This is a genomic window from Mariniflexile gromovii (assembly GCF_017814435.1).
Classification (GTDB): Bacteria; Bacteroidota; Bacteroidia; order Flavobacteriales; family Flavobacteriaceae; genus Mariniflexile; species Mariniflexile gromovii.
Genome location: NZ_JAGJCB010000001.1, coordinates 249,946 through 258,713, shown reverse-complemented (window position 1 = coordinate 258,713; position 8,768 = coordinate 249,946). Strand labels below are relative to the sequence as shown.

At 32.5% G+C, this 8,768-nt stretch carries 10 protein-coding genes and 1 pseudogene; 4 read left to right on the top strand and 7 right to left on the bottom strand.

Annotated elements, in window-relative coordinates:
- From J8H85_RS01110 to J8H85_RS01085, 6 genes and pseudogenes are all read right to left on the bottom strand, one after another.
- Positions 1 to 1,418, bottom strand: a pseudogene (locus J8H85_RS01110) (hypothetical protein); the annotation flags it as partial.
- Between the two features lie 188 nt (positions 1,419 to 1,606).
- On the bottom strand, positions 1,607 to 2,851 hold the full coding sequence (locus J8H85_RS01105) for a mechanosensitive ion channel family protein (protein WP_209651804.1): 1,245 nt from the start codon (positions 2,849 to 2,851) through the stop codon (positions 1,607 to 1,609).
- The gene (locus tag J8H85_RS01100; RefSeq protein ID WP_209651802.1) at positions 2,844 to 3,140 is read right to left on the bottom strand and encodes a DUF3817 domain-containing protein; all 297 of its coding nucleotides are present in this window, start codon (positions 3,138 to 3,140) and stop codon (positions 2,844 to 2,846) included. The genes J8H85_RS01105 and J8H85_RS01100 overlap by 8 nt, the downstream gene beginning before the upstream one ends.
- A 66-nt stretch (positions 3,141 to 3,206) precedes the next feature.
- Positions 3,207 to 3,824, bottom strand: a complete 618-nt coding sequence (locus tag J8H85_RS01095) for a YqaA family protein (protein ID WP_209651800.1) — start codon at positions 3,822 to 3,824, stop codon at positions 3,207 to 3,209.
- A gap of 215 nt (positions 3,825 to 4,039) precedes the next feature.
- The gene (locus J8H85_RS01090) at positions 4,040 to 4,873 is read right to left on the bottom strand and encodes an OmpA/MotB family protein (protein WP_209651798.1); all 834 of its coding nucleotides are present in this window, start codon (positions 4,871 to 4,873) and stop codon (positions 4,040 to 4,042) included.
- 411 nt (positions 4,874 to 5,284) lie between these two features.
- Positions 5,285 to 5,626: a single-stranded DNA-binding protein gene (locus tag J8H85_RS01085; RefSeq protein WP_209651797.1), complete on the bottom strand. Its 342-nt coding sequence runs from the start codon at positions 5,624 to 5,626 to the stop codon at positions 5,285 to 5,287.
- An 806-nt stretch (positions 5,627 to 6,432) separates the two neighbouring features.
- Between J8H85_RS01085 and J8H85_RS01080 the strand changes: the two genes are divergently transcribed.
- The 4 genes from J8H85_RS01080 to J8H85_RS01065 all read left to right on the top strand — a co-directional run bounded on the left by J8H85_RS01080 (position 6,433) and on the right by J8H85_RS01065 (position 8,440).
- Positions 6,433 to 6,657 carry a hypothetical protein gene (locus J8H85_RS01080; protein WP_209651795.1) on the top strand — a complete coding sequence of 75 codons (225 nt, stop codon included), beginning with the start codon at positions 6,433 to 6,435 and terminating at the stop codon, positions 6,655 to 6,657.
- Positions 6,658 to 6,903: 246 nt separating this feature from the next.
- Positions 6,904 to 7,128, top strand: coding sequence for a hypothetical protein (locus tag J8H85_RS01075; RefSeq protein ID WP_209651793.1), 225 nt, complete (start codon positions 6,904 to 6,906; stop codon positions 7,126 to 7,128).
- Positions 7,129 to 7,139: 11 nt separating this feature from the next.
- A complete protein-coding gene (locus J8H85_RS01070) occupies positions 7,140 to 7,802 on the top strand; it encodes a DNA adenine methylase (RefSeq protein ID WP_209651791.1) in 663 nt (220 codons plus the stop codon).
- A complete protein-coding gene (locus J8H85_RS01065; RefSeq protein ID WP_209651789.1) occupies positions 7,799 to 8,440 on the top strand; it encodes a DNA cytosine methyltransferase in 642 nt (213 codons plus the stop codon). The genes J8H85_RS01070 and J8H85_RS01065 overlap by 4 nt, the downstream gene beginning before the upstream one ends.
- Here J8H85_RS01065 and J8H85_RS01060 read toward each other — a convergent pair.
- Complete coding sequence (locus J8H85_RS01060) at positions 8,427 to 8,759, bottom strand: hypothetical protein (protein ID WP_209651787.1); 333 nt, start codon at positions 8,757 to 8,759, stop codon at positions 8,427 to 8,429. The genes J8H85_RS01065 and J8H85_RS01060 overlap by 14 nt on opposite strands.
- Positions 8,760 to 8,768: the final 9 nt, after the last annotated feature.

Sequence of the window (8,768 nt, the reverse complement as noted above, 5' to 3'; positions counted from 1 at the left end):
GTTCCACCAGCTAAACCAGTAATAGTTGGTGTTGGATCTGTAGCATTCACACAAAACGCTGCTGCGCTATAACTAAAAGAAGCATCATCTAAAGCATTAATGGTTACAGAAACATTTGAACTATTCGGGCAAGAACCTGCGGTAGTATAAGTAACTGTATAAGTATTAGGTGTTGAAGTCGAAACATCAATAGTTCCTGTTGTAGGATTAATAGATAATCCAGCAGTAGAAGAGAATGTTCCTCCAGTAACACCAGTAATAGTTGGTGTTGGATCTATATCACTAGAACAATAACTAGCAGCAGCATAGTTAAATGAAGCGTTTTCACGTGTTGTAGTTGTAATTGTTACTGTACCACAACTTCCTGGAGTGACACACCCACCTTCACCTCTTACATAATAAGTTGTGGTTCCAGTAGGAGGTGTAACAATAATTGTGCTTCCAGCTGTTGAGCCTACAAGCGTGCCACCACAAGAGCCCGTATATACATGCCACTGGGTGGCATCATTTAAAGTTCCTGTAATAATAAGTAAAGCACTATTTCCGTCGCATATTGTACCAGGAGCAGAAGTAACAGTTGGTACTGTTGGGTCTGTGCAAGGAGCTACATAGGTTACAGATGGAGAATAAGATAAAGGACTGATATTAAATGGTGTATCATTATTGGTAGACCAATTCCCTCCTTGGATGCTGGTATTTATAGCTGCTCTTATAGCCGTAGATGTACCCACCAAAGATCCTGTAAACTTCACATTATCCGTTTCAAAATAGCTAGGATTGGTAGGATTAAATAAGGCAATACAGTTTACACCGTTAGTAAGACCAGGAGGCACATGGGAAGCACTACCTCCTGAACCTACGTATGACGAAGAACTCCAAGTGGTAATTGGATCATATTCAATGCTTACAGATTGGCTGTCATCCATATGTAAAGCAGTTAAAAAAGTGGGAACAACCCCCAATGGTCTAGCACTTGTTGCATAGTATGCTATTATTTGATCACCTCCCAAAAGGTTCCATCCCGTACCTGATAATACAGATGAAATAGTACCAGGGCCATCTACAGCTAATACTTCTCCTACAGACGTTTCATATATTCTAACAACCGTTCCGCAAGATATACCTCCAGAAGGAGCTGTCCATTTATAGTGACCTTCCGTGTTATCCATCCAAAAACCTTGGGCTGTACCTGGATTGTTATTATTCCAACCTTGTTCGGTAAAGTAAATTTCCTCATTTGAGGGAATATCTTTCAGAGCAATCCATGTAAAACTATGGTCTTCTCCTGCATTTGGACCTGGGTCTTCATTTACACCAATGATGGCAATATCGCCCGCAACTAAAGTTTGAGCAATGCTTTGATAGGAAATCATGCAAATGCATAAAATTGATAAAGAGTACAGTAATTGTTTTTTCATAAAAAAAGGTTTGTAGGTTAAATTATTAGCCAACAAAACTATTGCTTTTTCTGACATTATAAAAACAAAAAAGCTATTTTTTCTTATAAAAAATGTATTTAATCGGTATTATTAGTGCTTTAATCTATGACGTTTATTGTTTTAAGATAGGTAACTATATAAGAAATAATACTTTAAGAAAATAAGTGTTACTGAATATAATGCCCGCCACTAGGCAGCTCAAAAACCTCTAAATCAAAGTAGGGTAGTGCCGCAATAAGGTGATCGAAGATATCGGACATGATGTACTCATAATTTTCCCAACGTTTATCAGAACTAAACGCATAAATCTCTAAAGGGATCCCTTGTGTGGTGGGTGCCAATTGGCGCGCCATTATCATCATATCTTTATTAATGGCGGAATGATGTTTTAAATACGCATCGATGTATTTTCTAAAAACCCCTAAATTGGTCAAATTTCTTCCGTTCAGTAATAATTCTTTATTAACTTGATTGGATTCGTTGTAGGCATTGATGTCTGCTTGTCTGGTATCTAAATACGATGTAATTAACTGAATGCTTTTAAGGTCTTCAACATCTTGTTCCGTTAAATATTTAACACCGCTTTGCTTAATATATAAGGCACGTTTGATGCGTCTGCCTTCCGAATTGGTCATACCGCGCCAGTTCTGGAACGAATCGGAAATAAGCGCATAGGTTGGAATGGTGGTAATGGTTTTATCAAAATTCTGCACTTTTACCGTGGCTAGGTTTATTTCTATAACATCACCATCGGCACCATATTTTTGAAAGGTAATCCAATCGCCAATGCGCACCATATCGTTTATAGATACTTGTATGCTGGCTACAAAGCCTAAAATGGTGTCTTTAAATATTAAGATGATGATGGCCGATGCAGCCCCCAAACCTGTTATAAAATGTACAAACGGTGTGCGTGTAATAAGCGCAATGGCAGAAAACAGACCTACTACCCATGCAAAAATCATGAATACTTGTATGTAACTGTCTATAGGCTTGTCCTTTAAATTGGGTAAGGTTTTAAAATAATCTTTAAAGGTGTTTAAAATACTGCGTACAATCCATAATGTTAGTACAATGGCGTACACTTTTAAACCACGTTCCATAACCGTTTCAAAGCTTGGGAAATCGTAAAAAACAGAAGGCACAAACTCAATGGCTATCAATAAAGGAATGATGTGCGCTATGTTTCTAGGTACTTTGTTTTTTACCAGTAAATCGTCAAAGTTGGTTTTAGATCTAGAAGCAAATTGTGAAAACACTCCAATCAATACCTTTCTGATAATAAAATCGATGAGGAAAATGATGATGAAGAGCCCTATGGCCAACCCCAACATGTTCAGGTATTTAGCTACGGCTTCGTTGGTACCAATAGTTAAAAGATAATCGTATATAAAATGTTTGTAACTATCCATTTTTTAGGGACTTTAAATACTTCTTATCTATATAAAAAGTACCAAACGGAATGATGGATGCCAATAAAACCTCTGCAAACTGTTTGGTGTTCCAGTTCATATCTTTTTTAAGCATAAAAGCCATAATTACGTACCCCATAAACAAGATACCATGCGGCATTCCCAACATTTTTACATATTGCGGATCGTGTAACATGTATTTTACAGGCGTTGCTATAAACAGTAATAAAATATAAGATACACCTTCTAAAAGTGCCGTAATTCTGAAAATATTAAGAAATGAAAACATAGACTATATAATTTATGTGCAAAAATATGGTACAATACTTAAAAAGTAAACCTCTTTACGTTTTTTTTAAAAAACGTGGAAAATAACCAGTCCGTATATCAAAAAGCGCAACAAACGCAACGAACCGTAAGCCATTACGCTTCTAAACGGAAACCCAATAATGCCGGCTGCCATACAGGAAATGGAAAAGGGTAGTGGCAATAGGGCACCAACCACTATTAAAAAACCTCCCCATTTTCTGGAGTTTTTAAGCTGTTTTTCCATTTTAACCTCTAAATAGGTATGTACTTTGGGTATTTTGGTAATAACTTTTCCTATATAATAAGACACCAAACCACCGGAATACGATAAAATGGCCAATACCGCCAAAAACAACCAAGGGGCGTACATTTTACCGGACCAGGCAATAAATATTTCGGGGGGCACCAAACCCAATAATGTTTCCGATATAAAAAAGAAGCCCAACACACCATAAACCGGAAGCGTTTCGGTTAAATGCACCAAGGCCGCATTAATATCGTAATAATGGTTTACAATATAAATACCAATAACAATAAGAATGATAAAAGGCAATGCCTTTTTTACAGCGTTCCAAACAAAACTGTAAAACCCCGTATAGCTATAATACTGGTGGAGTAGCTGCCAACGCTTTTTTTCTGTTTTGGGTTTCGACTTGGGTTTCATGCACTTTTTTTGAGAGCACAAAGATAAGGTAAAATGTAAGTTTAAACCTGTAGATGATACAATTTTAATAATATTATAACACTTGTTTTGTATTCTGTTCTACGAGACCCTGAAACAGGTTCAGGGTAACAACCATTATACAAACCATCAAACAAAAAAAAGGCTGCTTAAATATTTAAGCAACCTTTTTAAATGGATTAATTAAGAGGGATTAACTAATCATTCGATGCCATAAGAGCAAAGAATTTGTTTATGTTTGGTAAAATTACAATGCGTGTTCTTCTGTTTTTAGAACGATCTTCTTTCGTATCGTTTCCAGCCACAGGTAAATAACTACTTCTACCAGAAGCAATTAATTTTTCTGGAGCCACATTGTATTTGTTTTGTAGTGCTCTAACTACCGATGTAGCACGTAGTACACTTAAATCCCAGTTATCGGCAATTTTTTCAGTGCTAATAGATCTCGCATCGGTGTGTCCTTCAACCATCACTTCAATACTAGGCTCGGAGTTGATAACGTTAGCCAATTTTTGTAAAATGTTGTTTGCTTTACTGCTTACACGGTAACTAGCGGTATCAAATAACAATTTATCTGAAATTGAAATCATTACCACAGTTTCGTCTATATCAATTGCAATATCTTCATCTTCGTTTAAAGAACTTGTATCTAACGATTTTTGTAAATTGTAAGAAACCGCTAAATTCATAGAATCTTTAAGGGTAGTAGCTTGACTTAATTTACCTTGGTCTACCTTGGTTAAAGTATTGCGCATGTGCTTTTTAGTTTCGTTAGAAATAACAGCCACATCGCCAACAGCTTCCATTTTTACGTCGTTTTCTTCTGTTAAGGCATTTATTTTAGAATTGTAAGCCTCCACACGAGCTTCAATTTTAGCAAATTTGCTTTCTAATTCTTCTTTTTCAAATTGTGTTTTTGCAAGCGCGCTTTTTACTTCGCCATTTTCATGTTCTAATGCAACATATTTCTTTTTTGATACACAGGCTGTCATTAAAACAGTACCAACTAGTATTAAAGATATTTTTCTCATAATTAATTTTTAATTGTTTAATTATAGTTACGAACGAAAAGAAGATATAGATTACAAGCTTTTAAAAAAAGTTTTAATTATTTTATATGTGATTGAAGTAGAGGTGTTTGAAAATATTCTATTTTACATAATATTAATTATAGTACAAAAAATAAACCCTAACGGGCTAAGAATGATAATTAATTTTTTAAAAATTCATTATCAATTTTTGTTTGTTTAATTCCACTATGTAATAAAAACATCAGTCTATATTTCGCCGAGCGAATAAAAATATCTTGATATTGTTTATCCGATTCGAATGATCGGTTTAAATCATTAAGAATTAATTTCAATTGTTTGAAAATATAGTTAAGGATTGATAAGAAAATAACTATAAATAAAAAACAAATTACAGATAAAAATGTTTCAAGATTAGTCATTGTCATCTGATTTTGTCATAAAATCAATTTCGTTAACATCGATATTTACATTAATGTAAACGCCTTGATTATTATTTACAATATTAAAACTTGGTTTTCCTGAAACAAAAACCTTAGTTCCTTTTTTAAGGATTTCAAGGATTTTATTTGGTTCTTTTTTATAGCGTTTAAAACAACTGAACCATTCAGTTTTTGAAATTTCTTTTCCTGATGCATCTTTAAATTTTTCCGTGTGTGCGACAGAAAAGAAAAGTGTAAAATATTCTTTTGATTTTTCTTTTTTTAGGACTTCGGCATCTTTGCCCAAATGTCCAGTTACTTGAATTTGCTTCATTATATTTTTAGATTTTTTTATCTAAAAAGTTTGCCTACAGTAAGTCAAAGAGCATTTTATATTTTGACCAAAAGTAAGAGTAAAAAACGATAAAAAAAAGATAAAAAAATAGTGATTTGTAACTACTTGATAATCAAGCATGTAATGTTTTAAGGGTTCGTTTTTTGTAAAATACTGATAAACAATAAGTTAATTGAAAAAAAGTTTCCTTGAGGAAACCTAGCAGAACATGTTATATAGGGCGTTCTGCTTTAGCAATATTTTGGAAAATTTAATACCTACCAAATAAGTAGGAATTAAATACACGCTATCTGTTCAATCTTTTTACAAAAGGATTTACACTCCTATCGTTTTTATATAAACGTTGAAATTAGCCCTTTTAAATCGATTTTTAAAGGGTACATAAACTAATATCAACTGGGGCGTGCGCCCTCGCTTCGCTCCAACGGATTTTATATTTTTTCTGTCCTATGCCTAAGGGCATATGAAACATACTTTAACCCCTCCCGGGGATTAAAGCACGGACAGAAAAAACACAAAGAAAAGTCTTAAAGTAAAGGGTTTGAACTTTCTCGATTGCAAACCTAAAACATTGATTCAAAAAATTCAGCATAAACTGTCTAGTCCTTGAATTTCTACGCCTAAAAAGGCTTGAAATTCTAAGGCTAGAAAGCTATATGAATTTATTTGCCTCAATGTTTTTTAACGGAAGCATCGAGAAAGTTCAAACCCTTTATTTAGGGCTTTTTTGATACGAGAAAGAATGCCGTAAAGGCATTTAAAAAATTAACTTAAAAAGATATAAAATGAAAACAGTTAGTATTAATGAATTCGTGAATTTAAAAATGATGTTAAACCCATCTGAATTAAAATTAATAGAAAAAATGGGTAGTAAAACATATTTTCTACAAGCTAGTAAACACAAATTACTAGAGTCAAGATACAGATATGAAATAAGGGAAGCATACATAACAATATTTGATATTATGGTTCTAGATATACAAGATATAATTTCAATAATAAACTTTTAAAAAATGGAAACAACTTTATTTATTTACACAGCATTAGGAACTGTAATTTTTTGGTTCGGAGTTAGAATTTATCTTTTTGTCAAAGAAGATAGAAAGAACGCTATTGACGATTTTAAAAAAATGGGAAAATGAATATTATCTACACGCACTGGGAACTGAACATTTTTGATTTAATCGAAAATGAAGAACTAAGGAATATCAATGTAGAATATGAATTACTTAGATGAATTTTTAAATGATATTGAAATGAAAAGAAATCAATTAACATACACGGAAATAAACGCTAATTTTTTGATTCGTGTCAAAGATACGCATGCAAAAAAAAGCGAATTATACAGCGCACGTACTTATGTACTTCTTGTTGGACAACAAACTGCAAATAAGCACTTTTTAGACGCTTTTAACAAAGGTTTGGATATATATACCGTGAAAATGAATAACGGTCTAGAAACAAATTTCATCTCTAGATAATTTTAACATTTATGAAAAAATATATAGGTAATAAAAATGTACCTGGTGTTATAGAATTTTTAATTAATAGGGTACCAAAATCAGAACGCTATTTTTCATTTTTTACTGGTGGAGCTGGTCTAGAAAATTCTGTATATACTCGAGATGTTTATTTCACTTGCAGTGAAAAAGATAAATCATTACATGGAATCCATAAAGGTTTTTATTATAACGATTACAGATCTGTCATAGAAGATAATGTATTTACTTCAGCAGATTTTATTTTCTGTGACCCACCGTATTTATTAAAAACAAGAAAATCAAAAAAGAAACTTTATAAATACGACTGGGAAACTCCGGAACATATAGAATTTTTAAACTATATAATGGGGTTAAAAAAGCCTAGAATAATGATAACACATCCAAAATGTGAACTATATGACCAACAACTGAAAGACTGGAGTATAGAAGAATTTGAATATATGACCAGGAGCGGTATTTTTAAAGATGGTTTATATACAAATTATAATGCTGCGGATATAGAACTTATCACCTATGAATGTTTAGGTGATAATTTTATTGAAAGACAGGCTATTAAAAGACAAAGAAAAAATATTGTAAACAAATTTAAAAATATGGATTGCAAAAAAAGACATGCAATTATTGAAGAATTAAGAAAAGAGATGCTATTATGATAAATATAGAATTATTTTGCGGTTCAAGTGGTTTTACAAAAGTGTCCAGATCTTTCGGACATGAATGTTTGTCCGTAGATATCAGGCGAAGAAAAGAAATATGTGAACCCCATTTAAAAATGGATATATTAAAAGTGCGCAGTTCTTTCTTTGAATCAATGAAACCTGATATCATGTGGATTGGTTTACCGTGTGATATATGGAGTTATGCAAGTGGAGGTTTTCATCTTGATAAAGATTTTAAACCTAAAACAGAAAAAGCTAAAATACATCTTGATATTTTTTATAAAACTATCCAGATCATAATGGATTCAAAACCAAAACATTGGTTTATTGAAAATCCTAGAGGAAGATTAAGAAACTATCCAGATCATTTAGAGTTTTTAAAAAACAATGCCGGACATACTTTTGAATGTACTTTATCTAGTTATGGATTTGGGACAACAAAACCCACTAATATTTTTACAAACTATCAAGCTCTTAAATTGAAAGAGCTTGATAGTTTTGGACGTGGTGCAAAAAATAAAGTACCTTGCCGTTTTGATAATATGACAAAAGTTCAAAGGCAAAAAACCCCTGAACTTTTGTATAAATCGATTATTAAACAAATAATTGAAAAAGAAACTAACGGATATTAATTTCAAATCCTCTAAAATGCCCTTTTGGGGATGATACAATCGCTAAAGCAGCATCTAAACATTCTATTGATGAAAAGCATTCTATTATCTGTGAATTTGCATCTACAGAAATGAAATCTGTATCATCATCTTCTTTTAATAGACATGAATCAACATTACTGCCAATGGTTAAAATACCGAAAAAATGTCTATTTAAAATATTTTCTGTTAATTCATTCAAGTCTTTAACAAAAACTGCCTTTTCAGTGATAGTTTTTCCTAAATAAATATCTCTTAAACTCTCTTTGTATTGTGTAACTGAATCTAACGTAAATTCCATATTGTTTTT

What these genes read in the sequence shown, in the direction of transcription:
- J8H85_RS01070 (WP_209651791.1), top strand. Translation starts at nt 7,140, where the DNA reads ATGAAAAAATATATAGGTAATAAAAATGTACCTGGTGTTATAGAATTT.
- J8H85_RS01105 (WP_209651804.1), bottom strand. Translation starts at nt 2,851, where the DNA reads ATGGATAGTTACAAACATTTTATATACGATTATCTTTTAACTATTGGT.
- J8H85_RS01095 (WP_209651800.1), bottom strand. Translation starts at nt 3,824, where the DNA reads ATGAAACCCAAGTCGAAACCCAAAACAGAAAAAAAGCGTTGGCAGCTA.
- J8H85_RS01085 (WP_209651797.1), bottom strand. Translation starts at nt 5,626, where the DNA reads ATGAAGCAAATTCAAGTAACTGGACATTTGGGCAAAGATGCCGAAGTC.
- J8H85_RS01090 (WP_209651798.1), bottom strand. Translation starts at nt 4,873, where the DNA reads ATGAGAAAAATATCTTTAATACTAGTTGGTACTGTTTTAATGACAGCC.
- J8H85_RS01060 (WP_209651787.1), bottom strand. Translation starts at nt 8,759, where the DNA reads ATGGAATTTACGTTAGATTCAGTTACACAATACAAAGAGAGTTTAAGA.
- J8H85_RS01080 (WP_209651795.1), top strand. Translation starts at nt 6,433, where the DNA reads ATGAAAACAGTTAGTATTAATGAATTCGTGAATTTAAAAATGATGTTA.
- J8H85_RS01065 (WP_209651789.1), top strand. Translation starts at nt 7,799, where the DNA reads ATGATAAATATAGAATTATTTTGCGGTTCAAGTGGTTTTACAAAAGTG.
- J8H85_RS01100 (WP_209651802.1), bottom strand. Translation starts at nt 3,140, where the DNA reads ATGTTTTCATTTCTTAATATTTTCAGAATTACGGCACTTTTAGAAGGT.
- J8H85_RS01075 (WP_209651793.1), top strand. Translation starts at nt 6,904, where the DNA reads ATGAAAAGAAATCAATTAACATACACGGAAATAAACGCTAATTTTTTG.